The sequence below is a fragment of the Dokdonia pacifica genome (assembly GCF_900188275.1).
Lineage (GTDB): Bacteria > Bacteroidota > Bacteroidia > Flavobacteriales > Flavobacteriaceae > Dokdonia > Dokdonia pacifica.
Map to the genome: position 1 here is coordinate 46,448 of NZ_FZNY01000004.1, position 26,661 is coordinate 73,108.

At 31.3% G+C, this 26,661-nt stretch carries 30 protein-coding genes; 13 read left to right on the forward strand and 17 right to left on the reverse strand.

Annotation, left to right across the window (positions count from 1 at the left end; genetic code table 11):
• Window positions 1-18 precede the first annotated feature (18 nt).
• The 4 genes from CHB80_RS12735 to CHB80_RS12750 all read right to left on the reverse strand — a co-directional run bounded on the left by CHB80_RS12735 (window position 19) and on the right by CHB80_RS12750 (window position 4,530).
• The gene (locus CHB80_RS12735) at window positions 19-558 is read right to left on the reverse strand and encodes a DUF6924 domain-containing protein (protein WP_089371873.1); all 540 of its coding nucleotides are present in this window, start codon (window positions 556-558) and stop codon (window positions 19-21) included.
• 127 nt (window positions 559-685) lie between these two features.
• Window positions 686-1,450 carry a hypothetical protein gene (locus CHB80_RS12740; protein WP_089371874.1) on the reverse strand — a complete coding sequence of 255 codons (765 nt, stop codon included), beginning with the start codon at window positions 1,448-1,450 and terminating at the stop codon, window positions 686-688.
• A gap of 8 nt (window positions 1,451-1,458) precedes the next feature.
• Window positions 1,459-2,331, reverse strand: a complete 873-nt coding sequence (locus CHB80_RS12745; protein ID WP_143337125.1) for a hypothetical protein — start codon at window positions 2,329-2,331, stop codon at window positions 1,459-1,461.
• 165 nt (window positions 2,332-2,496) lie between these two features.
• Window positions 2,497-4,530: a tetratricopeptide repeat protein gene (locus tag CHB80_RS12750; protein ID WP_089371876.1), complete on the reverse strand. Its 2,034-nt coding sequence runs from the start codon at window positions 4,528-4,530 to the stop codon at window positions 2,497-2,499.
• Window positions 4,531-4,881: 351 nt separating this feature from the next.
• Between CHB80_RS12750 and CHB80_RS25020 the strand changes: the two genes are divergently transcribed.
• Genes CHB80_RS25020 through CHB80_RS12760 form a run of 3 tightly spaced genes read left to right on the forward strand, consistent with a single transcriptional unit; the run spans window position 4,882 to window position 6,550 of the window.
• Window positions 4,882-5,016 (forward strand): hypothetical protein, encoded by a 135-nt coding sequence (locus CHB80_RS25020; protein WP_262486177.1) that lies wholly within the window; start codon window positions 4,882-4,884, stop codon window positions 5,014-5,016.
• A 26-nt stretch (window positions 5,017-5,042) separates the two neighbouring features.
• Window positions 5,043-5,279 carry a hypothetical protein gene (locus CHB80_RS12755; protein WP_089371877.1) on the forward strand — a complete coding sequence of 79 codons (237 nt, stop codon included), beginning with the start codon at window positions 5,043-5,045 and terminating at the stop codon, window positions 5,277-5,279.
• Between the two features lie 29 nt (window positions 5,280-5,308).
• The gene (locus CHB80_RS12760) at window positions 5,309-6,550 is read left to right on the forward strand and encodes an MATE family efflux transporter (protein WP_089371878.1); all 1,242 of its coding nucleotides are present in this window, start codon (window positions 5,309-5,311) and stop codon (window positions 6,548-6,550) included.
• Between the two features lie 4 nt (window positions 6,551-6,554).
• On the opposite strand, the gene CHB80_RS12765 is transcribed toward CHB80_RS12760, so the two are convergent.
• The 8 genes from CHB80_RS12765 to CHB80_RS12800 all read right to left on the reverse strand — a co-directional run bounded on the left by CHB80_RS12765 (window position 6,555) and on the right by CHB80_RS12800 (window position 11,999).
• Window positions 6,555-6,836 carry a DUF427 domain-containing protein gene (locus CHB80_RS12765; protein WP_089371879.1) on the reverse strand — a complete coding sequence of 94 codons (282 nt, stop codon included), beginning with the start codon at window positions 6,834-6,836 and terminating at the stop codon, window positions 6,555-6,557.
• Between the two features lie 135 nt (window positions 6,837-6,971).
• Window positions 6,972-7,937, reverse strand: a complete 966-nt coding sequence (locus CHB80_RS12770) for an L-histidine N(alpha)-methyltransferase (protein ID WP_089371880.1) — start codon at window positions 7,935-7,937, stop codon at window positions 6,972-6,974.
• Between the two features lie 38 nt (window positions 7,938-7,975).
• Window positions 7,976-9,136 (reverse strand): ergothioneine biosynthesis protein EgtB, encoded by a 1,161-nt coding sequence (gene egtB, locus CHB80_RS12775; RefSeq protein WP_089371881.1) that lies wholly within the window; start codon window positions 9,134-9,136, stop codon window positions 7,976-7,978.
• A gap of 124 nt (window positions 9,137-9,260) precedes the next feature.
• Window positions 9,261-9,767, reverse strand: a complete 507-nt coding sequence (locus CHB80_RS12780; protein ID WP_089371882.1) for an energy transducer TonB — start codon at window positions 9,765-9,767, stop codon at window positions 9,261-9,263.
• Between the two features lie 19 nt (window positions 9,768-9,786).
• Window positions 9,787-10,263 (reverse strand): energy transducer TonB, encoded by a 477-nt coding sequence (locus CHB80_RS12785; protein WP_089371883.1) that lies wholly within the window; start codon window positions 10,261-10,263, stop codon window positions 9,787-9,789.
• Window positions 10,264-10,281: 18 nt separating this feature from the next.
• A complete protein-coding gene (locus CHB80_RS12790; RefSeq protein ID WP_089371884.1) occupies window positions 10,282-10,731 on the reverse strand; it encodes an energy transducer TonB in 450 nt (149 codons plus the stop codon).
• A 2-nt stretch (window positions 10,732-10,733) separates the two neighbouring features.
• Window positions 10,734-11,141 carry an energy transducer TonB gene (locus CHB80_RS12795; protein WP_089371885.1) on the reverse strand — a complete coding sequence of 136 codons (408 nt, stop codon included), beginning with the start codon at window positions 11,139-11,141 and terminating at the stop codon, window positions 10,734-10,736.
• A 33-nt stretch (window positions 11,142-11,174) separates the two neighbouring features.
• On the reverse strand, window positions 11,175-11,999 hold the full coding sequence (locus tag CHB80_RS12800) for a thymidylate synthase (RefSeq protein WP_089371886.1): 825 nt from the start codon (window positions 11,997-11,999) through the stop codon (window positions 11,175-11,177).
• A gap of 436 nt (window positions 12,000-12,435) precedes the next feature.
• Here CHB80_RS12800 and CHB80_RS12805 point away from each other — a divergent pair, with 436 nt between their 5' ends.
• Window positions 12,436-12,621: a hypothetical protein gene (locus CHB80_RS12805; protein WP_089371887.1), complete on the forward strand. Its 186-nt coding sequence runs from the start codon at window positions 12,436-12,438 to the stop codon at window positions 12,619-12,621.
• A 471-nt stretch (window positions 12,622-13,092) separates the two neighbouring features.
• Here CHB80_RS12805 and CHB80_RS12810 read toward each other — a convergent pair whose 3' ends face one another.
• Window positions 13,093-14,841, reverse strand: a complete 1,749-nt coding sequence (locus CHB80_RS12810; protein ID WP_179218153.1) for an AraC family transcriptional regulator — start codon at window positions 14,839-14,841, stop codon at window positions 13,093-13,095.
• A gap of 324 nt (window positions 14,842-15,165) precedes the next feature.
• Here CHB80_RS12810 and CHB80_RS12815 point away from each other — a divergent pair, with 324 nt between their 5' ends.
• Complete coding sequence (locus CHB80_RS12815; protein WP_089371889.1) at window positions 15,166-15,354, forward strand: hypothetical protein; 189 nt, start codon at window positions 15,166-15,168, stop codon at window positions 15,352-15,354.
• 498 nt (window positions 15,355-15,852) lie between these two features.
• Here CHB80_RS12815 and CHB80_RS12820 read toward each other — a convergent pair whose 3' ends face one another.
• Window positions 15,853-16,077 (reverse strand): hypothetical protein, encoded by a 225-nt coding sequence (locus CHB80_RS12820; protein WP_089371890.1) that lies wholly within the window; start codon window positions 16,075-16,077, stop codon window positions 15,853-15,855.
• Window positions 16,078-16,178: 101 nt separating this feature from the next.
• Window positions 16,179-17,903, reverse strand: coding sequence for a tetratricopeptide repeat protein (locus CHB80_RS12825; protein ID WP_089371891.1), 1,725 nt, complete (start codon window positions 17,901-17,903; stop codon window positions 16,179-16,181).
• Window positions 17,904-18,202: 299 nt separating this feature from the next.
• Between CHB80_RS12825 and CHB80_RS12830 the strand changes: the two genes are divergently transcribed.
• From CHB80_RS12830 to CHB80_RS12845, 8 genes are all read left to right on the forward strand, one after another.
• Window positions 18,203-18,871 carry a hypothetical protein gene (locus CHB80_RS12830; protein ID WP_089371892.1) on the forward strand — a complete coding sequence of 223 codons (669 nt, stop codon included), beginning with the start codon at window positions 18,203-18,205 and terminating at the stop codon, window positions 18,869-18,871.
• Between the two features lie 716 nt (window positions 18,872-19,587).
• Complete coding sequence (locus tag CHB80_RS12840; RefSeq protein WP_179218154.1) at window positions 19,588-21,249, forward strand: helix-turn-helix domain-containing protein; 1,662 nt, start codon at window positions 19,588-19,590, stop codon at window positions 21,247-21,249.
• Between the two features lie 177 nt (window positions 21,250-21,426).
• A complete protein-coding gene (locus CHB80_RS24630; protein ID WP_179218155.1) occupies window positions 21,427-21,600 on the forward strand; it encodes a class I lanthipeptide in 174 nt (57 codons plus the stop codon).
• Window positions 21,601-21,813: 213 nt separating this feature from the next.
• Window positions 21,814-21,960: a hypothetical protein gene (locus CHB80_RS24635; protein WP_179218156.1), complete on the forward strand. Its 147-nt coding sequence runs from the start codon at window positions 21,814-21,816 to the stop codon at window positions 21,958-21,960.
• Window positions 21,961-22,169: 209 nt separating this feature from the next.
• Window positions 22,170-22,319: a hypothetical protein gene (locus tag CHB80_RS24640; protein ID WP_179218157.1), complete on the forward strand. Its 150-nt coding sequence runs from the start codon at window positions 22,170-22,172 to the stop codon at window positions 22,317-22,319.
• A gap of 282 nt (window positions 22,320-22,601) precedes the next feature.
• Window positions 22,602-22,769 carry a hypothetical protein gene (locus tag CHB80_RS24645; RefSeq protein WP_179218158.1) on the forward strand — a complete coding sequence of 56 codons (168 nt, stop codon included), beginning with the start codon at window positions 22,602-22,604 and terminating at the stop codon, window positions 22,767-22,769.
• A 66-nt stretch (window positions 22,770-22,835) separates the two neighbouring features.
• Window positions 22,836-22,991, forward strand: coding sequence for a hypothetical protein (locus tag CHB80_RS24650; protein ID WP_179218159.1), 156 nt, complete (start codon window positions 22,836-22,838; stop codon window positions 22,989-22,991).
• 99 nt (window positions 22,992-23,090) lie between these two features.
• Window positions 23,091-24,305, forward strand: a complete 1,215-nt coding sequence (locus tag CHB80_RS12845; protein ID WP_179218160.1) for a lanthionine synthetase C family protein — start codon at window positions 23,091-23,093, stop codon at window positions 24,303-24,305.
• Window positions 24,306-24,469: 164 nt separating this feature from the next.
• On the opposite strand, the gene CHB80_RS12850 is transcribed toward CHB80_RS12845, so the two are convergent.
• Together CHB80_RS12850 and CHB80_RS12855 are read right to left on the reverse strand one after the other, a co-directional pair.
• Window positions 24,470-24,718 (reverse strand): hypothetical protein, encoded by a 249-nt coding sequence (locus tag CHB80_RS12850; protein WP_089371896.1) that lies wholly within the window; start codon window positions 24,716-24,718, stop codon window positions 24,470-24,472.
• Window positions 24,719-24,835: 117 nt separating this feature from the next.
• Entirely contained in the window at window positions 24,836-26,530 is a 1,695-nt protein-coding gene (locus CHB80_RS12855; protein ID WP_089371897.1) for an AraC family transcriptional regulator, read from the reverse strand.
• Window positions 26,531-26,661: the final 131 nt, after the last annotated feature.

The following is a 26,661-nucleotide window of genomic DNA, read 5'->3' on the forward strand; positions in this document are numbered from 1 at the left end:
AAAACATTTAATGACGGTTTATTCTAATCCTCTAAATATTCCATCAGTATCTGCTTCGTTTAAGAATTCTTCGAAATCCATATTTGAATTAGAAAGGTTGTTCTCGACGTTCCACATTTGAGAAGGGATTGCTCTAAAACTTTCTCCTGGATGATCATACAAGTCAATGCATAAAATTGGATGTTCATTGTGGTTTACGGTAGTACTATCAATCATAAAAATATATAGGTGAGTATAACTTTTATTTCTATGTAATAACCGCTCCTTTTTCAACCCTTCATATTTCGTATCACTTAAAAACTCAACATTCGGTTTGAAACCAAGTTCCTTAACAGATTGAGTGATTAAACCACAAATTTTGTCCCATTGCTTGTCATTAGAAAAATCAGTTCTTAGAACAAGCACTTCTTTTGTGTCCGGCAGATGTATGATAGTATCATTGGGTTTGGTCATTTCATTTTTAGAGGCCGTTTTGTTAGATTGATTATTCGCATCATTATGTGAATTGCAAGAATAAAAGCAAACAGTGACTATTAAAAATAGAATAACTCTCTTCATTATAACTACTATTATATTTTTGTGTAAGACAAACTACGTTATTAAAGCGTCTAATTTAATAAATGCATACTCAGTATAAAACTTTAAAAAGCAGTAAGAAGTTGATAGTTATAGTTTTGAGCATATTTTAATCCAGACCCCACCATAATATACTTGTTAAAGCAAAAACAACAAGCACAAAGAGTAGTCCGTTGGTTCTTTTAATTTTAAAAATTTCTAAGACTTTAATCCGATTTAAAAAGTATACGATTCCAAATAAAACTACAAAACGTAAAATGATACTTAAGATAGTAGGTCTTGGAATTAAAGTGTCTAGTATTGTAGAAAGTCCGCCAGTACTCTCCATAGAATATTTATATGAAATTATTCCAGAATAAATAGTTGAAAATGCTAAGTATGTTTGGAGTCCAACGATTAAATACCATCCATATTTTTTACTTTTCCATAATCCATATATACCTATAGGAAACAGTATATAGGGAAATAAATATTCTATATAGCTTAGATCCCAATTTGCAATGTCTTCAAAGAAGGCTATGATCATCCTAATATCATTAAATAAATAGTATATGTAGGAGATACTCAAAAAAATACAAAGGGAAAGTATGGTTTTTGGAAGCGTATCTTTTTCTGTGGGAATTAGGAATTTACCATAACTGATTGCTTTATTTTTGAGTTCAGTTTTTTCTTTTTCTTTTTCTAATTTTAGTTGATTAGCTTTTTGAATCTTTTGTTCGAATTGAGCAATTTTTTCTGAACTAATAGCTCTCGCATTAAATTCATTTTTGGCAGCAACTAATGCTTCCGGTTTGTAACTGCCTTCTTTATAATAAATAATCTCGTAAAGCTCAAAATCTGATCTTTCAGACATTACAGTGTCAAATTCACTCATTTGTTGGCTTATAATTTTCTATTTGCTTCATAAATAATTCCAGCTGCTTCATATGATTTACCTCTTAAATCCTTCCATATAGGACTTGTAGTTTCTTTGAGTGAAAATAGATTTGGCGCGGCACCAGAAATTAATGCAATAGCGGTTTGAGTTTCACCAAAAGCGGCAGTAATAATAGAGCCTAAAGCTAGTAGAGAAGTTACTACAGCTTTACTTTTTTTGAATTTCCCATTGTTTATTTCCTCTTCATATCTATGAAGCATTTTTTCAAATTCTTCTTTTGCTAAATTTATATTCTTGATCGATTTTTCCCCAAGAACTTCGGGCATTTTTTTTAATTGCCATTCTTTAAACGCTTCCTTTGCAGAGATAAAACTTTTGCTATTTCTTAAAGCAATTATTTCTTCAAGAGGAGCATTTTTGTCTGGAATACTTATTAATTGACTTAATTCTATAATTACACCTTCTTCAGTTACGTGATTTAGTTTAGAATAAGTTGTTAGAAATTCTTCTTTAGCTCCATAAACTGGTAAAGATGTTATTTCATTTACTCCCTGAGGTTTCAAGTCTTCTGTTTTTTCTTGAAGCATTAACCTTGAATCATAGAAACTATCTGTGCTTTTTACAGAGAGTGCTTCTCTTAAAACATCTTTTTGCCAATCTTGAAATTCATCTGAATTCCAGTTGTAAATTATTGCTGCATCATTTTTTTCTAAATATGAAGCATCAGCATATAATTGTTCAAGCTCTTCAAGTGTTTGATTTCCGATGGGTTTATTGGGAATTGGAATGACAATCCTATCAAAAGTAATTAATGACTTCCTGAAAATTGCATCTCTGTGATCATATATTGAAAATGTTCCCCATAATTCATTTGCCATAATATATGTTTTTAGATTATTCTTATTTTGCTCATCATTAATGAACATTTAAAGTTACTTCTTATATTTTTAAGGACCTCAATGGATGTATATACAAAACTAAAAGAGGCTCCTATTCACAAGCGAATAGGAGCCTCTTTCTTTAAAACTATAAAGTAAAATATGCTACTTCTCTATTTTAAATAGAGGTTTCTTTGTAAGCTGCCATCTTAATTTTACACCTATTTCAGTAAATTCAAACCCTGCAGCAGTTTCTGAGGCGATAGTACTGTATTTTCCGTAACCACCTACTTGAAAACGTCCAGTGAGATCATAGGTCAATTTCGCTTCAGCTCTAAAAAGACTGGTGGCGCTATTGTTTTCTATAAACTGATACCCGCCTGCAACATTGGCACTATACGTCCAGTTGTTCTTTTTTCCCTGAAGGTCTAAAAATGCTTCTAACGCCTGGTATTTTGAAGGACTAAAATATAAAGTAGGCACTTGGTTTTTAAAACTTAAGAATTGGTAATTAATACCTCCTTTAAGTACAGGGCGTTTTGTGAATGTATAATACAGCGAAGTAAATAATAAATTACGAGTATTTCCATCGGTTTGCGAAGTGTAGGTATATCCTGTGTACCAGCCTAAATTAAAGTTGGTTCCCATATTGTAATTCAGCGTATAGTTATTCATAAAGATTTTCTCATCAATAAGAGAGGCATTAAAGTTTTGTAACTCTCTGCTGTATCCCACTTTTAGATACTGTAAGGGTAATGGTCTTGACGTTATAAACAAGGAACCATTTACATCAGTATACTCATTAGAAGGAGCATTGGCTTTTACAAAACCTAAAGTGCTTTCTACCCAAGTATTATTGAGTAAACGATAATGTGCACCCAGACCCAGTGTCGTATTGTATGCCATTTGCTGGCTTACCGTATTTTCTGTAGTTCTATATCCATATTGAGCAAACGTTTTAAATCGCTCAGAAAAAGGAATAGTTACACGCGCCATTATAGCATACGCTTCATTATTTCCATTATCTACCGTATATGATGTATTTGTATGTACTACTGGAGAAAGGGTATTTTCAATAGTTTTGATTAATCCTTTTGCATCTTTTTGATTTGGATAAAATTGTAATGTCTTTTGTGCATACCTGTAAGCTTTGGTAAGATTTCCTTGTGCTCTATACGCATTTGCAATACCAAGATTTCCATCAAAAGATGTCGAATCTTTAGCAAGCATCTTTTCATAGGTAGCAATGCTCTTTTTAAAGTTTCCAGTATACATTCCATAAGTAGCCAGTAAGCTAGCTGTTTTTGTGTTTTCTGGAAATGCTTCTGATAATTGTGTGATAGCTATTCTTGCTTCTGCATATTTGCCATTCCATAATAAGGCTTGTATATATCGCTCTTTAGCGATTACTATTTTTGTACTATCTGTAGTTTTAACCGCTATCGTAACTGCATTTTTTGCTAAGGATAACGCTTCTTTTTCTTTATGATTAGTATGAGCAACAAGTGAACGCCCAGTATAAGATGCCACCGAGTCTGTCATGGCTGTATATACCGTAGTTGCTTTCTCATATTCTTTTTGAAAAAGATAGATATTTGCTAACAAGCTTTGAGAATCTTTATCTGTTGGAAAATCTACCATGTTTTCATTTAAAAGATTGATAGCTACACCAAAAGCCTCTTCTTGCATATGTGCAGAAGCTTTTCCTAAGCGGATATACTTACGAGAATTCGTAGCATTAGCATTGCCAGGTTGTACCTCTAAAGCTTTGTTTACATAGATCAATGCTTTGTCATAGGTTTTTAAATTTGAAAGCGTATTGGCATATCCTAATAAGGCAGAAAAGCTTTCAGGTTGTTCTGTAAGTAATACTTTATAAAATGTAGCAGCTTCTTGATAGTCATTATTCCAAAGTAAGGCTTCTGCATAATTTAAAGCTACTTCAAAATCTGTAGGGTAGTCTGATTTTAACGAAGTAAACCATGCTTTTGCTTCTTGTGTTTTGTCGTGTAATCCTATAGCACGTCCATAACATAAACGCGCTGTCTTGTTAGAAGGGTATTCCTGTAATACTGCTTCAAAAAAATGTTCGGCTTTTTGATATTGACCCGTTTCTAAATAGGTGAAACCTGTTTCCATCTCTTGTGAGTGACCGTATATTCCTATACATAATAACACTATTGTAAGTACTAATTTCATGGTGATTGTTTTACAATAGCAAGGTACGTTTGAGTTACTCTGATACAATCTACAGATACGTACGTTTCGTCGAAGGTAAATGGTATTTGGCGGTCAGACGCTAGCTATAAACGTCAATTGGTCAGCTACTTGTTGTTTATGTTGACCTCTAAAGTATACTTTGTAAGACATTGTTTCCTATAGTATTGTATATGTTGTGTATACGCTTTCGCGAAAGCGTACCCAGTATCCTAATTCTATCTAAAAAGTAAGATTCTTACCATTGAACTACAGAGAATGACCACTCGCCGAAAAACAGCTCGGCAGTTGACGTTGATATTCCATATTTGTATCAACATTAACACACAGACTATGGAATTTACAGTAATAAAAAATCAAACGTGTCTTAAAGTAGTACACAAGAATAGCAGTCAAAATAACCAACTTGATACATTACAAGTGGTATATAAACGTCAAGAAAAACCAGTGTATTACTTATATCAATAAATAAGTAACCCCAAAATAACATCACCATGAAACTCACTATTAAAGAAAAAAATACCGTGCATTATTTAAAAGGTATTTGTGAAGAAAGTCAATTAAAAAAGCTCAAGTGTTATATCCTTGAAAAGCTTCAAGAAGGCAGTATTGTAATGATCAATTTAGATGAACTAGAAGATACAGATCATAAGGTTGTTTATATGATACAGCGTCTTAAAAAAGTATTGACTAATAGAAGACAATTACAGTATAGCAAACTTGCTTCTTAAAACACAAACGCACCACTAAAATCAACCTTATGTTAGCCCTTACCAAACAACTTAAACGCCGAATTACACCAGAGCAATTCTTTATGATCAGTGTGTTTCTAGTAAACGGCGGGAATTATCTATATAATCTAGTATTAGGGCGTGTGTTAGGCCCTAAAGCATTTTCTGATGCAGTCATACTGATTACACTATTATTAGTGTTGTCTTTTATTGCGATGACTTTTCAACTTGCAGTAGCAAAGTTTACTGTCATTTTTGAGTCGGCAACCCTTTCTCGTTTTATAAAAATGTGTTATACCTATGCTGTTTCTTTTGCATTAGTACTAGGTGCTGGTGTTGTATGGTTTGCAAAAGATTTGCATGCTATTTTCCGAACAGAATCGCATAGTATGTTTGTGATCTTTGGTATTGCAATTCCTATTTATTTTATCATGAGTGTGCGTAGAGGAGAGCTTCAAGGAAGTAAAGATTTTATCAATCTTTCTATTACGTATCAGTTAGAAATGTTTACACGATTAGCCCTTACCTTTTTGTTAATTAGTATGTTTCAGATAAGTTCATCTATAGCAGTAGCGATAGGGATTGGGGTGTCATTTCTTGCAGGTGTTTTTCCGCTTAAAAAGAAACAAGGTAACGTGTATCCTACAATTCAACTGTCTGCCAAAGACAAGAAATCTATTCTCAACTTTTTTATACTTACTGGCTGTTATGAGCTTACTCAGATTATCTGTAATAATAGCGACATCTTATTAGTGAAGCATTATTTTCCTGCTCAAGAAGCGGGATTATACGCCTCATTAGCATTAATAGGTCGTGTGGTATATTTTGTAACATGGATGTTTGTGATGTTACTATTACCCACCGTCGTAGATAAAAAGAAAAAAGGAGAAAATACAAAACCTGTACTTCTCAAATATACGGGATATATTATCGTATTAGCATGTGCTATTGTTGGGTGTACATTTTTATTTCCTGTATTTTCAGTTCAAGTATTATTTGGAGATGCATACATATCTATAGCTCCTTTATTAGGGTGGTATGCACTTGCCACTTCCTTTTTTGCGGTGTCTAATATTTTTGCATATTATTTTTTATCATTAGATCATTATATCCCTGTTCTTATTGCAGCACTTATGGGAGGTTTACAAATTGTGCTAATTGTGTTTTTTCATCATGATCTATTTCAAGTAGTGCTTATGCAAGTACTAGCTATGGGGTTATTACTTGTATTACAAGTAAGTTACTTTTTGCTAAAAAAGAATGGATTGTAATAGACTATTCTACCACTTGAACTCCTTTCCAAAAGGCAACATGGTTTTTGATACTGGTAGCCAGCTCGCTTACTTCTGGATAGAACCAAGCAGCGTCTGCATTTTGTTTCCCGTTTACATCTAAGGTGTAATAATGTGCTTGTCCTTTCCATGGACATATAGAATGGGTGTCACTTGAGGTATAAAATTCTTTTTTGATACTATCGTGTGGGAAATAATGATTCCCTTCTATAACAATAGTATTGTTGCTTTCTGCGATAATAGTATCGTTCCAAATGGCTTTCATAGTAATTTATATTTCTGCGTTTCGCAATTATTAATTTAGATTTAAATTTAAAAAGGGATATATCTTTTTTGCTTTCGCGAAATCGAGCTCGCGAGATTCACGACCAAAAGGGAGAGCATAGCGTTAAAGTGAATACTACTTCTTTTTAAATAGGTAGTTCTTATAAAACCCTTTACTATCTGTAAATTGATTTGCAATTTGCAATCCTGCTTCATCTGCAAGCCAACTTACCACGGCGTCATCATATTTCTGACTAATTTCTGTATGAATGGTTTCCCAAGCTTTGAAATTCACATCGAGTTCCAATTTATTAATACGTACTTCTTGCTCTTTTTTACTTACTAAGTAACTCTTTGCAGTACCCGTTTCTGGGTCATATACTTCCCAATGTAAAAACTCATCTACATCAAAATTGGCATCTAGCTCTCTATTAATTCTATGGAGTACATTTTTATTAAATGCAGCAGTGATTCCTTCTTTATCATTATAAGCATCTAGTATAGTTTGCGGATTTTTCTTTTGATCAAATCCCATAAACACTAAATCATTAGGATTCATACCTTCTTGGATATTTTCTAAAAACTCAATAGCTTTTGGGTGTAGTAAATTCCCAATATTAGATCCTAAGACCATAATCACTTTTTTGCGTGTATTATAGGATGCTAGATCTTCTAAGACTTCAAAATAAGTACCTTGTTGCGGTTGGATATCTATCCCTGGAATTTCTTTTTCAACGCTTTCTTTTAAGCCGTCTAATACATTTTGACTTATGTCTATAGGTAAGTATGAAAAATCAATGTTTTGTTCGGCTAAATATTTTAATAAGACTTTCGTCTTTTTGCCATCACCCGCGCCTAGTTCAATAAGATCAAATCCGTTTTCTGCCTGAAAAGATGCACTTATGGCTTCTTTTTGAGAAGAGATAATTTCAAACTCACTATTGGTAAGATAATACGTAGGCATTGCCATGATATCTTGAAAAAGCTTATCCCCTTTTTTATCATAAAAGTATTTTGATGATAATGATTTTGGGAAAGCAGTAAGCCCTTTTACAACGTCTTCTTCAAAGGTAGAAGTATATGTGATTGTTTTTGTAGTCATATGATTAGTTGGTCGTAATAGCTGATGTGATCTTTCAATTATTTAGCAAGACGGAGGCCTGTAAATTGCCAGCGTAATCCCGTTTGAAAGAAATTGCGATAGGTGGGTCGTGTATGGTGAGTTGGTGTAGCAACAGAACCTCCTCGTAATACTTTTTGATTTACCATAAACTTACCATTATATTCTCCTAAAGCGCCTGGTTCTTTTGCATATCCTGGATACGGTAGGTAGGCACTTTCTGTCCATTCCCAGCGTTGTCCCCAATTGAATTGTGATTGGGCAACTTCCCATTCAAACTCAGTTGGAAGACGCATTTCTTTCCATTGCGCATAAGCAAATGCTTCATAATAGGAGATATGTGCTAAAGGAGCTTCTATATTTATTTTTTGAAGCCCTTTAAAGGTATATTGATGCCATTTATTATCTATAAGATGCCAATATAAAGGGGCTATAATTTTTTGTGTTTGTACCCAATCCCAACCTTCTGCATGCCATAATAAGGTCTGTTTATAGCCTCCTGCATTTATAAACTCTAGATACTCGCCATTAGTAACTAGCCTGTTAGAAATCTCAAAGTCGTGAAGATATACTTTATGTCTTCCTAGTTCATTATCATAGCAGAAATCAGTGCCTTGATGTCCAATTTCATAAATACCTTCGGTTATAGAAATCCACTTTTGGGATTGTGATTCTATACTGTTTTCAGAAAAATGCCCATCATATACAGGCATCAAAGGATTGTTGCCTAATATGTATTTGATATCTGTAAGTAATAACTCTTGATGTTGTTTTTCGTGATGGATACCGATGGTCAACAGTTTTACGATCTCATCATTGGTGTTTTCTTCAAGTAGTTCTATTAATGCTTCGGTGACATAGTTGCGATATGCATATACTTGGGCAACCGTAGGTCTTGATAAATTACCGCGATCTGTACGAACTACTCGTTTACCAACACTTTCATAATAGCTGTTGAATACAAAAGCAAAGTCATCACTAAAGATGGTGTATCCTGACTTGTGGTGTTTTAATATAAATTCTTCAAAAAACCATGTGGTGTGTCCTAAATGCCATTTAGGCGGAGATACATCTACAATAGGTTGTACGACGTAATCTTCTGTTTGTAAAGGGGCACAGATGGTTTCTGTATGCGCTCTAGTTTCTTTAAAAAAGTCGAGGAGGGTTTGAGTTGTTATCATAGCAAAAGAGTGACCATCTATAGGTCACTCTCAAAGTTACTAATTTTATACGCTTTCGCGAAAGCGAACACACGTTAAGACATAGTTAAAGTGTCTTTTGAAGTAATTTTATAGAAAAAACTTCTTACCCTCCTTTACGATTAGAATCACCTTTTGGTATATTGAATGTAATAGGTAATGTATATAATACGGCTACGTTTTTTCCTTTATCCTGACCTGGAATTAATCTAGGGAGTAGTTGCACTACACGGACAGCTTCTTTTTTTAGTGCTGGACTTGGTGCTTGAGTTGGTGTATAACTTTTTATGTCTGTAATAACACCAGTTGTATCTATTTTAAAACTTACATAGACTCTGTATTTACCGTATGTTACCATTCCTTTTGAGGCTTCATCAACATTGAAATTTTCAGCTACATGTTTTGAGATATTTTTTGACATACACTTTTTTAACGTAGCGTTATTTTCACCTGTACATCCAGGAAATACAGGGACTTTTTCAACAGTTGCAAAAGGTAAGCCTTCAGGAATAGCATCTTCAGTGACTTCAATAATTTCTACGTCTTCTTGTGCAAGTAGTGCATTTATTGGAATAAAAAATATAATAAAAAGCAACAAGGTGATTTTATTCATGATTATTCTTTTCTAGTTGTTATTTTGTTTCAAATGAAATAGGTAAGGAATACAGGACGCTTACATCTTTTCCCTTTTGTTGCCCAGGTTCCATTTGAGGAATTTTTTTCATTACTCTGATGACTTCTTTTTCGAAATCTTTTTCTGATTTTTCTTTTGGGGCTCGGACTTTTACATTTGTCACATAGCCTTCTTTATTTATTTTAAAAACAACATAAAGATAATGTTTACCAGGTTCAAGACCCTTTGATACTTTTTTTATATCAAAGTTTGAACTCACAATAGCAGAGATGTTATAAGAAAGACATTCCTTAAGTTTTTTATTATCATCTCCAAAACATCCTGGATATACAGGTGCTTTTTCAACGACAGCAAATGGAATATCCTTTGGTGTTGTCTCTTCTGTTATTTCAATAATTTCTACATCTTCTTGAGCAAGTAGTGCGTTTATTGGAATAAAAAATATAATAAAAAGCAACAGGGCAATTTTATGCATAACTTCTCCGTTTTCGATTTATTCTACATTAAATGTAATAGGAAGTGTGTAAATAACAGCAACTTTCTTGCCTTTGAATTCTCCAGGCTTCATTCTTGGAAGTTTTTCAATTACTTTAATAGCTTCTTTTTCTATTTTCTCATTAGGAGCACGACTTCTTATATTTGTAATGTACCCTTCTTTGTCTATTTTAAAGAATACAAAGATTTCATAATTACCTGGTTCAAGACCTTTGGAAGCTTTTCTTAAATTAAACTTCTTATTTACAAATGCAGAAACATTATTAGCCATGCATTTTCTTAATACATCATTGTCTTCCCCAATACATCCAGGATATACAGGGACATTTTCTATGACAGCAAAAGGAACATCTACTATCTCTCCTGTATCTTCTACCTCTTCTACATCTTGAGAAAATAGCTGGCCATGGGAAAAGAATAAGAATGTTATAATAAGTAAATTTCGCATCTTTAAAACGTAAACGGAAGCTTGTATTTACGTACTTCTGGAGTTCCTCCAGAGTGTCCTGGTTTTACATCGGGCATAGACATGATTTTGCGCTTGATCTCTGCTTGTAGCTCTTTAGATCCACCTTCCATTCCTTTGATTTCTGGACGTCCTTTTGTATTGATAATCATATCAACCACAACACGAGTTCCACTTTTATGTCCTGCAGGAAATTTAAAACCACGTACTACGTGATTTGCTAATTTCTGTCTAAAACAATTGTTCTTTTGATTAATAGAACCATCACATCCTGGCCATGTAGGTGGTACTTCACTAATGGTAAGTGTGGTGGTACGTTTCATAGATACACCTTCTTGTGCAAAGGATACAGTGCTTGCTAATACGAAAAGAACTAGGGCTAATTTCTTCATTTTTTTGATTTGCTTTTTAGTTTATATTGTAGTTTAAACTGCGACAGCTCCTTTAATATGAGGATGCGGATCATAGTTTTCTAAGGTGAAGTCATCAAATTTGAAGCCAAAAATGTCTTTTACCTCAGGATTTATTTTTAAAGTGGGTAAAGTACGTAATTCTCTAGACAATTGTAACTCCACTTGTTCAAAGTGATTACTGTAGATATGAGCATCACCAAAAGTGTGTATAAAATCTCCCGCTTCATACCCACATACTTGTGCCATCATCATAGTGAGTAGGGCATAACTGGCAATATTAAAAGGAACACCTAAGAAAATATCGGCTGAGCGTTGATAGAGCTGACAGCTTAATTTTCCATTGGCTACATAGAATTGGAAAAAAGCATGACAAGGCGGTAATGCAGCTTTTCCATTGGCTACATTTTCTGAAAATGATTTTGAGGTATCAGGAAGCACACCTGGATTCCATGCGCTTACAAGCATACGTCTGCTATTAGGATTGGTTTTAAGCGTTTCTATGATATCCGCAATCTGATCAATTTCTTCACCATTCCAACTACGCCATTGATGACCGTATACAGGTCCTAAATCTCCATTTTCATCAGCCCATTCATTCCAGATACGCACGCCATTTTCTTGCAGGTATTTTACATTGGTATCTCCATTCAGAAACCATAAGAGTTCATAAATAATAGATTTTAAATGGAGTTTTTTTGTGGTGACCATTGGAAAGCCTTCAGAGAGATCAAAACGCATTTGATACCCAAAAACGCTCTTGGTTCCTGTACCCGTACGATCTCCTTTTTCATTTCCGTTTTCGAGCACATGGCGCATGAGGTCGTGGTATTGCTTCATATGAATTGCCCGTAAAGACGGGTAACTTTTTATCCCTGTAAAACAGGATTGGATTATTTATTTTTCTGGTATACGCTTTCGCGAAAGCGTAAAATGCACCCTCGCAAAAAGTGCTCTAAAATATAAACACCTTCCGAGCTATACAACGGAAGGTGCTTGTAGTTATTATAAGTTGTTAACTAATAGTATTACGATCTGCTTTTCTATTATTAGGTTGCAAAATAGTGTATAGTTAAACTCCTGATTTGAAGCAAAAGAAAGGGATATACTGTTTGCTAAAAAATATTGTAAATAAGGTGGTTAGGTCTTAAGTGTATAATTTTTTTGTCTTCTAAGGGTAACAAAATTTTATGTAATGGAACATTATAAGTGAGACGCAAATGTGAGTGTCTTTAAATGTTCACAATCAATTATTCATATCGATAAAATTTAATTTATGAAAAAACAGTTGTTAAACTTTGGAAAAGCTTTAAGTAGCTCAGAGCAGAAAAAAATTAATGGAGGGTTTGGAGTTTTCTTTGATTCCTGTAGCAATATTACCACAAGTCAAGAGTGTCTTAGTAACCCAACTTGTGCTTGGAATGGAAGTTCATGTTATACTAAAACTCCACACATAGTATAATATAATCTGAGACATAGAAGAAGATATATATTGTAGTTTTTGTATGTCTTTTTCTATGTATTTAACGTATTAGGCAGGCTAGAAATAGCCTGCCTTTTTTAATGTGTATACTATGCATTTTCGTAAAAGCACACAATTACCTGAAGAGTTATGTAACTAGTAAGGTATCTGTAGGTATTATCAGTTGTTTACGAGGGTATGATTAACATGCATGACCGCGAATGCTTGGACAATTCATACAAGTCTCGCTAGGATCAGGAGCGCAAACAGGAACACCTGGTATTCTTGACTCTGTTGGAGAGCAATTTAATTCACTACCTCCCATTATAGTTGAAGAGTTTGTCAATTTTGATATGACTAGCTTATTAAGATTAAGTGTTTTTTTGTTTTTTTTCATAAGGATAATGTGTTTATTAAAATTGATGAAATCTACTTCTTATTTAATTTTATTGAGGTAATATATATCACTAATTAATCGTAATTCTTAGAATTACGACTAATTGCCTTCTTTTTTTTAAGATTTCTAATGTAGTAAGAAGGTCTAATCCCAGTCTTATTCTTAAAGGCCCTTGCAAAGGATTCTGCAGTATTAAAACCTGCCTCTTCACTAATGGTCTTGACGGTATACTTTTGTAGTATAGTGTTCTCCCTTAGCTCCTTTAAAATATAATCAATCCTAAGGCTATTGATGTAATTTACAAATGATTTGTCTTTGTGGATATGAATGATTTTAGGTAAGTATTTTGTGTTAGTAGCACATTTTTTAGCAAGAATGGCTAGTGTAATATCTTTTTGTAAGAATCCTTCTTTTTTTTCAAATTGATCTAATTTATGTAAGATAGCAGTAATTGTAGTGTCATCAATACCTTCTAAAAGTAGCTTGGGAGTATTAGATGTGTCATGATTAAGAGTGCTTTTTATTTCTTTATTATCTAATTTTGAAATGATACTGTTAAATCGCTCTCTATATATTTTATGCCTATTGAATTGTAGTATAAATAGTGCAATAAGAAATATAATGAAAATGACCAAATAAACTGATCTTGTTGCAAGAGTACTTGCTTTACCCTCTAATTGTTTTATAAGTAGCTCTTTCTTTTTTAGAAGTTGCGGAGTATCAAATTCTGAATGAAGCATATCAACAGTATTTAAATTTCTAGAAGAAATAGTTGTTCTTAGTTCATAAAGTTTTTTGATTATCTCTAGTTGTTTTTGTCTATCACCTTTTTTGTCATAATAGGTCATTAGGAATTCATAAGCCTCAATAGTACTTGGTACAACTGCATTTGTTTTTGAAACCAATGAATCTACCTTAGTAAAATAGGTTGTTGCTTTTTCAGCATTATTATAATGTGCTAGTTGTATTTTTCCTAAATAATGTGTCGCTAGGATATAATATTTTTGACTTTCCTGATTTAGGTCTATTTGAGAATATCCTTTTAGTAATAGTGACTCTGCTTCTAGGTACTTTTTTTTAAAGAAAAGATTAACCCCTTCATTTATGGTTATAATATCTCCATATGTAGTATTATTTCTATAAGCCTTATCTATGATAGTTTTGTAATAATAAGTAGCAGAATCGTACATTTTATTGTTACGCATAGATTCTGCAATTTCAAGAGTAGTCCCTATGATTCCTATCGTATCATTCTTTAATATTTTATATGTAAGACACTCTTTATGTAACTCTAGTGCCTGATCATGTTTGCCTATATTTTCTTTTACTAATGCAATATTATTTAATATGATATATTTAGATTTTTTATTATCAATACTTTCAGAGAGTTTACGTGCCTTAATGTAATTTTCTATAGCTGCTTCATAGTCGTAATAATCATAATAGACAGTTCCAATATAAATATATAGGTATATTTTATATATGTCATCGATATTTTTGCTTTCCCGTAATGCTTTCTCTATATAATTAAATTTGGTGTCTTTGTCTCTTGCATAATAAGAAAGAAAAAGATATCCATAGTGCCTTCTAAAGGCATTGTCTTCTCCAATTGCTTTTGCCAAATAGCTATTTATATATACTATAGAAGAAATGGTATCAGTAGGATTCTGTTGGATTTTATTATGTAAATAATCATATGATTTTCCTGTGAGAGAGTCTGGAATAACATATGTTTTTTCTTCTTGAGCAAGAATAGTGTATGAGATACATAGGGTGAATAGCAAGAAAAGATAACTTCGTCTATATCTCAACAAATAGATCATTAACATTATGTTTTTTGAAAAATAGTCAATTTATTTTAAAAAGAAGGGAAGGTTTGTCTTTAGCATAAAGTGTGCTTGCAATAAGTGTTGTAACTTGATGAAAATTAGTTTTTTACACTGCCTTTTCTTTTTTTCGAATTCTAAGAATTCCGACTTTTAATTCTAAGAATTCCGATATTCATTTCTTGTTTATCTATTAAAAGCCTTTCATATTTGAGTTTTATAGAGGTACTCCAATCATACTATTTTAAGGAGAGTAGACATAAACCTTGAATGTCTCTAAACGATCAAGAGTTCAATTAATTTATTAAAAAACAACGAATTATGTTAAAATCAATTTCAAATTTAGGAAAGGAATTAAACAAATCTGAAAAAGAACAAATTAACGGAGGCTTTGGAGGTGTTTTCTTTGATTATTGTAGTAAAATAGTACTACAACATGAGTGTATTGCAAACCCAGCTTGTGCTTGGAATGGAAGTTCATGTTATACTAAAACTCCACACATAGTTTAATATTACCAACAAAACAAGATAGACCGTTAAGTGTTTATCTTGTTTCGTTTTTTTGAATTTAACGAGGCCTTATACCTTAATTGATATAAGGTAACTCGAATCAATAGAATTATTTTTAGTGAAGGGTAGACATAGACCTTGAGTGTCTTTAAATGGTCAAGACTTTTATTATTTTTTAAATATTATGTATTATGAAAAAACTAATTTCAAACATTGGGAAAGTTAAGGTTTTAAATAGAGAAGAACAGAAATCAATAAACGGGGCAAGTCAATGCTATTTTGATTGCCATAACAGTTGTCTTGCTAGTTCTAATGGATGCAGATCACATTATGCTGCTTGCATGGATGTTTGCACTCTTGGTTGTTAGCATCATTAATATTAAAAATAAATTGGCATTTTTGAACATAAAGATGCTTAATTACATACTAAAAGAGGGTGTTTATAAATTAAACGCCCTCTTTAATTTTATTCTAATAATATGGTTTTTAATAAGACAATTAACAATTTTGTTCGGTCATAATTTGATTATCGCAATCATTAAAACAAGATTTACAAGTAAAATAAAATGTTTCTGGACAAGTTGCAGTTCCCGTTGGGCAGATATCGGGATTTTTAGTATGTCTTGTTACAATACCTCCCGTACCTCCAATAATAGCTACTGAATCATTTAATCTTGATATAGTTAATTTGTTTAAGCTTAGTACTTTTTTTGATTTTTTCATGAGATTTATTTTTTGTTTTTTATTTGGAACAAATCTATCTTTTTCAACGAGCTATGCAAAGGAAAAATGCCTTGTTTATCTCGAAATTTCAGGAATTTCGACTAAATAGTTGTATCATTTTTAAGGTTTCTTATGTAGTAAGAGGGTTTGATGCCTGTTTTCTTCTTGAAGGCAGTAGCAAAGGATTCAGCGGTATTAAAGCCCGCTTCTTCACTAATACTTTTAATGGTGTATAACTGTAAAGTCTTGTTTTCTTTTAATTCTTTTAAGATATAATCAATTCTATGATCATTAATATAGTTAATGAACGATTTTCCCTTATGAATATTTATAATTTTAGAAAGATACTTAGTATTAGTACTACATTTTTTTGCTAATGAAGTAATATTAATATTAGGTACTAAAAACTCATTTTTAGCTTCAAACTCATCTAATTTTTTCAAGACAGAAGTAATTACCGTATCATCAATATTTAATTTCTGAACAGGCGTTGTAGTAATAGGAGTTTTGGGACTAGTTGTTTTTGGCTTTTCTTTATTGTTGAGCTCTGAAATAATAACATTATACCGTTTTCTATGTTTCTTGTATCTGCTATATTGAATAATAAATAATAGCATTGATAGTAAAATTAAGAGTCCTAGATATATGGTTCTAGTGTTCGTTTGATCTTCTAATTTGTCTATTAATACTTGCTTGCTTTTTAATAATTGTGGCGTATCAAAGTCAGCATAAAGTCTATCTGTTGTTTTTAAATTTCTAGAAGAGATGATTGTTTTAAGTTCTAGAAATTTATTGGTAATATCCAATTGGTTTTTAAAATCACTTTTTTCTTGGTAATATGAAATAAGAAAATCATAAGCAGTACTTGCTTCTGGAAGTACAAGTTTTGTTTTAGTAAGTATAGAATCTACTTTTAAATAATAGGATTTTGCTTTTTCCTGATTTTTATATTGAAGTTGCTGTATTTTGCCAAGGTATATTTGCGATAGGATATAATAGGTTTGACTCTCTGGATTTAATTTTAATGTTGAAGATCCTTCTTTTAATAATTCTTGTGCGCTTATGTAATCTTTTTTATAATAAAGATTTATTCCTTCATTAATAGTTAAAATCTTTCCATATGAAGGGATTACTTGATTAGCAATATCTATAATAGTATTATAATAATAGGTGGCAGAATCGTATTTTTTATTATGACGGAGGGACTCTGCGATGTTTATAACATTGGTAATAGTTCTTATCGTGTCAATAGGTTGTTTTGTGTTTCCATATTCAAAACATCTTTTGTAAAGTTCTAAAGCTTCATCATGCTTTCCTATACCTTCTTTTACTTTGGCGATATTGGTAAGTAGAATATATTGATATTCTTCTATTTCATATTTTTCAACAAGCTTTAATGCCTTTAAATAATATATGAGTGCTTTGTCATATTCATAATAATCATGATAGATACCTCCAATATTTGTATAAACGGGAATTAATTCAATACTCTCTAATCCTTCACTTTCAAAAATGGCATGTTCAATAAGTGCAATTTTCTCGGTTTTATCTACTTCATAAGCAGAAAGTGTATTTAATGTGATTGCTTTTTTTAGTTTATCATCTTCATTTGTCGCTTTTGCTAATGATGTTTTTAAATACAGCATGGCAGAAACAGTATCCTTATAACTTGTACGAAACTTGCCAAACAGATATGAATAAGACTTATCAGAAAGAGAGTCTGGAATTTTAAAATCACTCTTTTCTTGTCCTATACAAATACTACTTAAGCATAAAAAGTATATGATTTTAATATGCCAACTCGTGGATTTTAAGGGGGAGGTCATTAATGAATTATATTTTTTGGGAAAATAATCAATTTAAATTAAAGAATTATAAGTGATATTTAAGAAGATCCTTAATGAGTTTAGGTATGATTTTATTAAAATTAAAAAAGAAATATTTTTAATTTTAATTATTTGATTGTTAGGTATTTATATGTTTTTTGGTTTTTTAAAATTCCGCGAATCTCGACTTAAGATTCACGGAATGTCGATTGCCTTCCCTTGTGTTAGCTTCAAAAAAATCCAACTTTTGAACTGTTCAAAACGGACAACATTTAATTAATCTTTTAAAAACAATAATTATGAAAAATTTCAAGTATTTATTTTTAGCATCAGCATTTGCATTCTTCTTTAGCTGTAGTACAGACGAAAATTCTAATGAGTCTTCTTTAGAGGCAGAAAACATAGAAGTTATTACTACTACTATAGATGATGATTCTACAGACGACCAAGTTCCACAAAGCACATTGCGTTATGGGGATATTACATTCCAGACAAATAGTGATGGTACAGTAACAAGAACAGCACCAGGGCAAAAAACGTATACGATCATTAATGAAAGTGTTAAAAATTCTTCTTTAGAAATACGTAGAGAAAGAGGAAGTGATGTTATTCAAGAGTATGTAATTACAAATCCAATTACAAGAGAATCTTTAACGATAAATAATATCAAAGAGCATAATGGGTATTATACGTTTGATATGACAAGCGATTTAGGAATCACTGCAGAAAATGTAACTTTTGAAGGAGATCTTTCTTTCTTACAGTCCAACCAAAGAGTTTGCCCTCCTTGCGTTGTGATTATTGTAGTAGTAATTATAGATGCCGCTGTAGAGCTTCTTTCTGATAGCCCATTAGAACAATGTGCTGCAGCTATGAATGCGCTTAACTGTTCAAGTGGAAATCCATATATGGACTATGATGAAGGAGGGTGGTTTTCAAACCCATCTTGTGAAGTAGGGTGTAACTAATCATTACATTGTTAAAACAATACTAAACGAATTGGAAAGGCAAGATGTCTAGATATCTTGCCTTTTCAATTATATCTTTTTAAAAATCACATATAAAAAATAGCATAAGATAATGTAGTAGTAATGTGTAGGCTATTGTAGATAAAGGAAAAATAAAGATGAAAAATATATTAAAATATGCAAGAGGCATCCCTTTAATTTTATTGTATATATACTACCGTTTTATAAAAAACGGACTGTATGAATCTATCTTAAAATTAGGAGTGTTAATTTTAATTTTATTGATTTCTTTAAACATTTTTATCTATGTAAAATATCATACTGAAAAAAAAAGAATATCTAATATCATAACATTTATGCTCATAATTATAATCATAATTATAACATTAATATTTCTGACAAATCTTTTTTTAAATTGGGATCAAGGATGATTCAAATTGTAAAAAAGAGACATGATTTCCCTTTTTTCTATCGTATGATTACGTAAGAAAAGAAATTGATAAGCTTAGTATTCGTGGTGCGATATTAAGCTTTTTTTGCTTTCGCGAAAGCGTATGAAACTTCAAATAAAATAAGTTATTCCCTATATTTCAGGAGTATATCTTAAAATGAATCCTTATTTTTATATCTCTCAACCGACTTAAAAATAAATGATGTATTCCCCCTCCCGATATAAAATATATCTAACAAGTATTCATATACTTATTATTTTCTTCTTGCCTATACAACATAAGGTATTTGCACAACTACAAGATATACCTAAAGATATAAGGCAAGAAACAAATGATCAGCTTAAATCTAATATTCTAGAATTATCACAAGAAGAGGCAGTTATCTATGAAAAAGAGTTGTTGCGAAGACTTGAGAGTAATTCTGATAGAGTTGCTTTATATGAAGAGTTAAGTCGCGCATTTTCAAAACAAGGAGATAATAAACGATCTATAAGATATGTCAAAGAAGCTATTTTATATGCTCAGTTTATAAAAGACAAAGAAAAACTTATTGAATTATATAGGTTATTAGGAAATTCTGAATTATTTGCTTGGCATGATCAAGAAGCACTTGATGCTTATTATAAAGCATTAGAAATTGCCCAGAAGCAAGGTAATATTGATCAAAAAGTGATTTTTTTGAACCCTAATATTGCTATTATTAGGCGTAGAATGAGACAGCTAGATAAGGCATTGGAAGCCTGTAATGAAGCGTTGGCCATTATACCCAATACAATCTACAATAATGAACGAGATCATGTGAATTTACTCACTATAGTTTCAGAAGTTCACCTAGATATACAACAATCAGAAACTCGCTTAGATCTACAACAGTATGATACTGTTTTAAAATATGTAAATCAAGGTCTTTCTATGAGTAATGAATTAGATTATAAAGCGGGTCTCATAGATTTATATACAAAAAAAGGAACCGTTTATTTTTATAAAAAGGATTATACCGCAGCACTACAGTATTTAAAAACAGCAGATCGAATTCTTAAAGAAAGTGAGATAAAGCACAAATCCTTTGTGATTAATATTAATTATTTTTTGGCTAGCTGTTACGTAGAGAATAAAGAATATAAGAATGCAATTGACAAATTACAGCAGATTATAGACTTAAAAGAAGAAGAAGATAAAAACCATACTAGATTAATTAACACCTATAAATTAATGGCGACTTCTTATGAAGGCCTTGGAGAAAGTAAAAACTCTTTATATTGGTATAATAAGTACAGTACATTAAATGAAAAGTATCAAAAAGGTAAGGACAAGGTTGTAAATACCATTTATGAAAAAGATACAGGGATTTTAGGTCAAGAAATAGCAGTACAAAAAAGAAATGCTATTTATTTTTTATGTCTTCTTATAGCTGTTTCTGGAATCTGTATTCTTATTATATATATCTATAAGAAGAAACAACGTGCTAGTAAGCAATCCTTTAATAAATTACTTAAAAAGGTAAATCAATTAGAAATGTCTTCTAAAGAATCTCCAAAATCAAAGGAGAAGTCTCGTGAGGTTATTATTGATGATGAAAAAGTAAGAGCTGTCCTTAAAGGCCTTAAACGTCTAGAAGATCAAGAGTTTTTTCTTAATACAGATTGCAGCTTGCGATCTATGGCTAAGAAAGTAAAAACAAATGCTACTTATTTATCTAAAATTATAAATACACATAAAGGACTTAGTTACAATGATTATATTAATAATCTTCGTATAGATTATGCCGTAAATCGAATTAAAAGTGATAAGAAATTTCGATCTTTTTCTATTAAATCTATTGCTACTGAGCTAGGATATAAAAGTGACTACTCATTTGCAAAGCATTTTAAATCTAAAACTGGAATTAATCCGTCATACTACATAAAGAGGATAGAAAATATTTAAAATCAGATTGTTAGTTTTTTTTAAATTTAATTATAGAACCCTATTTTAAACAATTTAGGGGTTTTGAATTATGTTTCTATGGAGATTGCAGTTACATTTAAGGAATGCAAAAAATCAATATTTTAAGGTTTTAAGCATATAAATTATTTATTAATTATTGTTAAAAATATACTCAAAATGAAGAAACAAGTAAAAAAAGTAATTAGCCTTAAAAAGCTTACAATTGCTAGGGTTCAGACAGGTGAGATGAATCATATTAAGGGAGGTGATTGCATCCCTACAAGCCATTGTTATGAAGATGAAGATTTATGGACAATTGTGTATTGTGGTTATACTGTTAATATTCCGTAATATATTCATTCTTTAATATATAACGCTATCAATTCTGATAGCGTTTTTTTGTGCCTTATTTTGTTTGATATAAGGCAGTTGTTTTTTTTATCTCATTGATTGTTAAGTATTTTGAAAGGAGAAATTAAACAAGTATTTGTAGTTTGATTTTGAAAGGGAATACCGAAAACCTTTAAAATAGAGTAGGTACACGTTATTAAACCATATTTGATCATGAAAAAGTCATTAAAAGAATTAACCCTTAACAAAGAAACAATCAGTAATCTAGAATTAAGCAAAATTGATGGAGCAGGTACACATTGCTGTCCTACTGTAGGAGCATTAAATAGCTGCCCACCTCCAGGAGTACAATGCTACTAAAAAATAAGAACTATACTATTAAAGTATAGTGTATAAGATAAGGACTGTCTATAATATAAGGTAGTCCTTTCTTTATGAGTAATTCATTCATAGTAGATGAGCGTTCATACTTTTCATATTTGATTTGTTACAATTTGAACTGTTAGAATTAAAAGGGAAAACCGAAAACCTTAAACAGAGTAGGTACACTTTATTAAACCATTTTGATCATGAAAAAGTCATTAAAAGAATTAACCCTTAACAAAGAAACAATTAGTAATCTAGACTTAAACAAAGTTGAAGGAGGAGGAAAGACACATTGCTGTCCTACAGATGGCCCTTTAAATACTTGCCCGCCTCCAGGAGCACAGTGCTACTAATCTGTAAATAATATTTATATTTAGTTTAGAGGACTTTATATATTTAAAAAGCTATCCTATTTATCGGATAGCTTTTTTTATGTCTAATGGTTATGCTAGTGACTTTTGTAAATAATTGATTTTTAGCACCTTATTTTGTTTGATATGAGGTGTAAAATGTTGTAAAGTGCTGATTTTCAGCATAATTTTATAAAGAATCAATTTGGATCATTAATTGATTTTAGGGACATGCTGAAAACCTATACTTAGAGTAAGCTCTTTATTAACTAATACAGGATTATTATGAAAAAATTATTAAAGCAATTAACATTAGACAAAGAAGTAATTAGCAATTTAGACTTAAACCAAGTGAAAGGAGGAGGTTCATGTAATTGTAACGGTAATAACGGGGAAGGACCAACACAAGGACCACTTTTTAGCTGCCCACCTCCAGGAGTGCAATGTTACTAAATACATATTAAGGGGATGTCGAAAACCTTTCTAGAGTAGACGCTTTATTAACTAATACAAATTATCATGAAAAAATCATTAAAAGAATTATCACTTAATAAAGAAGTGATTAGTAGCTTAGAATTAAACAAAATCGAAGGACAAGGAACTTGTGGTTGTGGACCTGGAAGTAATGAGGGAACGTTAATTAGTATACCACCTCCAGGAATGCAATGTTTCTAGAATACAAACTATAATAATTATATAGTATAAAAGCTATCTTACTATTACTATGTAAGATGGCTTTTTTATATGTATATTTCCTTTAAAATTATAAATGGTATGCGCGAGCAAAAATTGAAAGATAAATTAGAAGAAATAAATCAAGAACTTATAACTAACGGAACATTAGATACGAAAGATGTAGGAGTGCTTTCGGGTAGTTCGGGACTTGCTTTATATCATTTTTATTATAACGCTTATAATCCTAATGAAGCTAGTGAGGATAGAGGAAGTGAAATTATAGCTTCTATTGTTGAGAGTATTAATCAAGGATATAACTTTCATACCTTTTGTGGAGGAATAGCTGGTGCTGCATGGACTATAGAGCTTTTGAATGAACTAGATTTTATAGAGCTAGATACAGATGCTCTTTTAGGGGTATTGGATGAGTATTTAAATCATGTTGCACATCTTCAAGAAGGAGGAAACTTTTATGATTTTTTACACGGCCTTATAGGAATAGGTTACTATTTCTTAAAAAGATATGAAAACACGCCCTCTGAAGAACTCAAAGGAAATTATGAAAAAATGATTCTAGAGATAATCTCTAAACTTGAATCTAAAGCAACGAGAAGTGATAACGGAATATATTGGGAGTCTAATCTTGTAAAAGAAGAAGGGATAATAGGTTGCAATTTAAGTTTATCACACGGACTCTCAAGTATCATAAACTTTTTATCAAGACTCTCAAGTCATGCTGCATTTTCAGAACATTCATTACCATTACTCAATAAGGCCATAAGTCATATGATGAGTTATAAAAGAAAAGAAACGGAGACTTCTTTTTTTCCTGATTGGATTACCAATAAAAATGAAGAAAGTCAAAGTAATAGACTCGCTTGGTGTTATGGAGATTTAGGAATAGCTGTCTCTCTATGGAAAGCTAGTAAAGTTATTGAAGATGAAGCTGTAAAACAGACTGCCATACAACTTCTTAAACATGCCGCTACTCGTAGAGATATAAAAGAAACTCGTATTGTAGATGCTGGACTATGTCATGGAGCTTTTGGGGTAATGCATATTTTTGATTTTATGTATAAAGAAACCTCTGATGAAATATTTAAAGAAGCAGCAGATTATTGGATAGATTATGGATTAACCATGGATCATCATGAGGATGGATCTGCTGGATATAAAAAATGGAGAGGCGGAGATACACCTACCTATGAAAAAGAGAATAGCCTTTTGGAAGGAATTGCAGGAATAGGTCTTGCTATCTTATCATACCTCCATCCAGAAAATACACATTGGAATCAATGTTTAATGATAGGATAAGGTAATACGCTTTAACGCTTTGCTCTCCTTACTATCGTGAACCTGCCTACCAGCAGGAGGTCTCATAAGTTCGCTTTCGCGAAAGCGTATACAGGAAAAATCAAAAAGAGTGAATTTATAACTATAAATTCACTCTTTTTGATTTTTTTATATGTTCTAATTTTTTAACCCATATTACAACCATTACTTACGTGTATGGCAGATGTTTGTAAACATCCAGGAGGATTTAATGGATTATTTGAAGTTGGAATAGGGTCTGTATTTGCGTCACATTCTGGTTCTAGTGTATTTGGAGCGGTTCCTCCAGTTTCAAAACTTCCTGTTTCATCACCTGTTCCTCCCGTTAATGTTTTCATAGTTGTAAGACTTGCAATTTTAAATTTCCTTAAGTCTATTTTCTTTTTCTTTTTCATTGAGATTGTTTTTAATTATTAATTGATAGGCTAAAACTAAGAAGAGTTGTACTCTTTTCTTAAAAATACATACCGATTTTCATGAATATTGGTAACATTATTTGTAAAAGTTTACTTTTAGGCACTTGCTTTCTCTAAACTTTTCATAAAAAACGAAGGTTTAATCCCAGTCTCTTTATAAAAAGCTTTGGAAAAAGACTCAGTATTATTAAACCCAAACTCAGCAGCAATAGCTTTTAAGGTGTATTTTCTATACATAGGATCACTCTTTAAAGAATCTATTGCATATGCTATTCTAAGAGTGTTGATATATTGGGAGAAAGACATTTTCTTAAAGTGATTGACTGTTTTAGAGAGGTAATTTGGGTTGGTTCCTATAGACTTTGCTAAACCGGCGATAGATATCTTTGAATTAAGAAATTCCTTGTTTTTTTCAAATTTTTCTAAACTCGTTAAGATTTTTGTAATCACCGTATCTGGAATATTTAATGCTGTTTTTTGAGATGCTTTTTCGTTTGTAATACTTTTTAGAGGGGTATTGTGTTTTTTATGTATTAATTCTTCAAATCTTTTTTTGTAAACTTTTCTTCTTGAATTTAAATAAAACAAAATGATAAGAATTGTTATAATAATAATGACTAAAAAATAAGAGAATAATGTTACCCGTTCTTCTTTAGCTTTAATTTTTTCTACAGTTTTTTTAGTGTCAGCTAATATTACGGGGATGTCATAATCGTTTACAATTTTCTTATTAATGTACAATTCATCAGCATGTAATCTGTTAGTTAATGCTATTGTTTTATCTTGATATATGATGAGGTCTTCCAATTGTTTCTGATCTCTATAATAAGAGGTTAATAATTCATAACTTTCTTTAACTTTTGTTTTTGGCCTAGCATCATTGCTTTTTAAATAAAGAGAATCTACTTTTTTTAATAACCCAATAGCTTGTTGATCTTTTTTTAATTCAAAATAGTTTTTTGCTAAGTAATAATAGGTTACAGATAAATTTGCATGATCATTATTAGATGTATAATAAGGTAATATCTGATTTAAATTATATAAGGAGCTGTCGTACTTTCTTTCATTAAAAAGTGCTTTAGATCTGTTTAAAATAAAGACATTGTATTTAGCAGTATCCTTTAAACGTAAAGATTCTCTAATACCTAACTTATTATAGTAGTATAAGGAATCATATTTATTTAATTCGTTATATATAGAAGCAACAGAAAAAATGATTTCAAGATAATCTTCAGGTAATAAGAGTGATGATTCTTTAGAAATTGCGTAACTAAAATTTTCTTTATATATGGTTAACGCTTGTTTGTAATCGCCTGTTTCTTGTTTTAGTAATCCTAAGTTTTGCTTAGAACGAACAATGATGTCCTTGTTGTAATACCTATTAGCGTATTCATTAGCTTTAATGAAATTATCTGTCGCTTTAATAAAATTTCTTTTATTAAAATAATAAAACCCTTTTGCATAATATGCACTAGCAGGATAACGAGAATTATTAAATTGATCTTTTAGGTTAATAATACTGTCATTATATAATAACTTATGCTCATCTTTTGCATAAAGACCCATTAAATAATAACTGTCGGTTAGTATATCAAAGTTATTTTCTTCTTTAGCTGCTTTAATAGCCTTTTTTAAAATAATTGTATCTGCTTTACTAGCGGCAATTGTTAAAAGTTCCTGTGCTGTTTTATTTTTTAAAGTGTCAGTAGATATTACTTTATTTTGACTTAAGGTAGTATGGTATAAAAAGAAAAATAAAGTACATGTAAAAATGCGAATCAATAACTTCATAGCAATAGGAACGTCATTAGGTGATTATCAAAAAGATAAATGTAAGTATCCTTCTTGAATTTTTAAACCCATAGTATAGTATATCCTCTTATTAAATGTCAATTCCGATCAAAACTTACTATAAAATTTGT

Bases quoted from the DNA above. Each gene is read 5' to 3' on its own strand.
- CHB80_RS12815 (WP_089371889.1), top strand. From the start codon at position 15,166: ATGTTAAAATCAATTTCAAATTTAGGAAAGGAATTAAACAAATCTGAA.
- CHB80_RS12745 (WP_143337125.1), bottom strand. From the start codon at position 2,331: ATGGCAAATGAATTATGGGGAACATTTTCAATATATGATCACAGAGAT.
- CHB80_RS24635 (WP_179218156.1), top strand. From the start codon at position 21,814: ATGAAAAAGTCATTAAAAGAATTAACCCTTAACAAAGAAACAATCAGT.
- CHB80_RS12845 (WP_179218160.1), top strand. From the start codon at position 23,091: ATGCGCGAGCAAAAATTGAAAGATAAATTAGAAGAAATAAATCAAGAA.
- CHB80_RS12790 (WP_089371884.1), bottom strand. From the start codon at position 10,731: ATGCGAAATTTACTTATTATAACATTCTTATTCTTTTCCCATGGCCAG.
- CHB80_RS12740 (WP_089371874.1), bottom strand. From the start codon at position 1,450: ATGAGTGAATTTGACACTGTAATGTCTGAAAGATCAGATTTTGAGCTT.
- CHB80_RS12780 (WP_089371882.1), bottom strand. From the start codon at position 9,767: ATGAATAAAATCACCTTGTTGCTTTTTATTATATTTTTTATTCCAATA.
- CHB80_RS12750 (WP_089371876.1), bottom strand. From the start codon at position 4,530: ATGAAATTAGTACTTACAATAGTGTTATTATGTATAGGAATATACGGT.
- CHB80_RS12805 (WP_089371887.1), top strand. From the start codon at position 12,436: ATGAAAAAACAGTTGTTAAACTTTGGAAAAGCTTTAAGTAGCTCAGAG.
- CHB80_RS24640 (WP_179218157.1), top strand. From the start codon at position 22,170: ATGAAAAAGTCATTAAAAGAATTAACCCTTAACAAAGAAACAATTAGT.
- CHB80_RS12795 (WP_089371885.1), bottom strand. From the start codon at position 11,141: ATGAAGAAATTAGCCCTAGTTCTTTTCGTATTAGCAAGCACTGTATCC.
- CHB80_RS12825 (WP_089371891.1), bottom strand. From the start codon at position 17,903: ATGACCTCCCCCTTAAAATCCACGAGTTGGCATATTAAAATCATATAC.
- CHB80_RS12810 (WP_179218153.1), bottom strand. From the start codon at position 14,841: ATGATCTATTTGTTGAGATATAGACGAAGTTATCTTTTCTTGCTATTC.
- CHB80_RS24630 (WP_179218155.1), top strand. From the start codon at position 21,427: ATGAAGAAACAAGTAAAAAAAGTAATTAGCCTTAAAAAGCTTACAATT.
- CHB80_RS12785 (WP_089371883.1), bottom strand. From the start codon at position 10,263: ATGCATAAAATTGCCCTGTTGCTTTTTATTATATTTTTTATTCCAATA.
- CHB80_RS12850 (WP_089371896.1), bottom strand. From the start codon at position 24,718: ATGAAAAAGAAAAAGAAAATAGACTTAAGGAAATTTAAAATTGCAAGT.
- CHB80_RS12770 (WP_089371880.1), bottom strand. From the start codon at position 7,937: ATGACTACAAAAACAATCACATATACTTCTACCTTTGAAGAAGACGTT.
- CHB80_RS12755 (WP_089371877.1), top strand. From the start codon at position 5,043: ATGAAACTCACTATTAAAGAAAAAAATACCGTGCATTATTTAAAAGGT.
- CHB80_RS12735 (WP_089371873.1), bottom strand. From the start codon at position 558: ATGAAGAGAGTTATTCTATTTTTAATAGTCACTGTTTGCTTTTATTCT.
- CHB80_RS12830 (WP_089371892.1), top strand. From the start codon at position 18,203: ATGAAAAATTTCAAGTATTTATTTTTAGCATCAGCATTTGCATTCTTC.
- CHB80_RS24645 (WP_179218158.1), top strand. From the start codon at position 22,602: ATGAAAAAATTATTAAAGCAATTAACATTAGACAAAGAAGTAATTAGC.
- CHB80_RS12855 (WP_089371897.1), bottom strand. From the start codon at position 26,530: ATGAAGTTATTGATTCGCATTTTTACATGTACTTTATTTTTCTTTTTA.
- egtB (WP_089371881.1), bottom strand. From the start codon at position 9,136: ATGATAACAACTCAAACCCTCCTCGACTTTTTTAAAGAAACTAGAGCG.
- CHB80_RS12800 (WP_089371886.1), bottom strand. From the start codon at position 11,999: ATGAAGCAATACCACGACCTCATGCGCCATGTGCTCGAAAACGGAAAT.
- CHB80_RS12765 (WP_089371879.1), bottom strand. From the start codon at position 6,836: ATGAAAGCCATTTGGAACGATACTATTATCGCAGAAAGCAACAATACT.
- CHB80_RS24650 (WP_179218159.1), top strand. From the start codon at position 22,836: ATGAAAAAATCATTAAAAGAATTATCACTTAATAAAGAAGTGATTAGT.
- CHB80_RS25020 (WP_262486177.1), top strand. From the start codon at position 4,882: ATGGAATTTACAGTAATAAAAAATCAAACGTGTCTTAAAGTAGTACAC.
- CHB80_RS12820 (WP_089371890.1), bottom strand. From the start codon at position 16,077: ATGAAAAAATCAAAAAAAGTACTAAGCTTAAACAAATTAACTATATCA.
- CHB80_RS12760 (WP_089371878.1), top strand. From the start codon at position 5,309: ATGTTAGCCCTTACCAAACAACTTAAACGCCGAATTACACCAGAGCAA.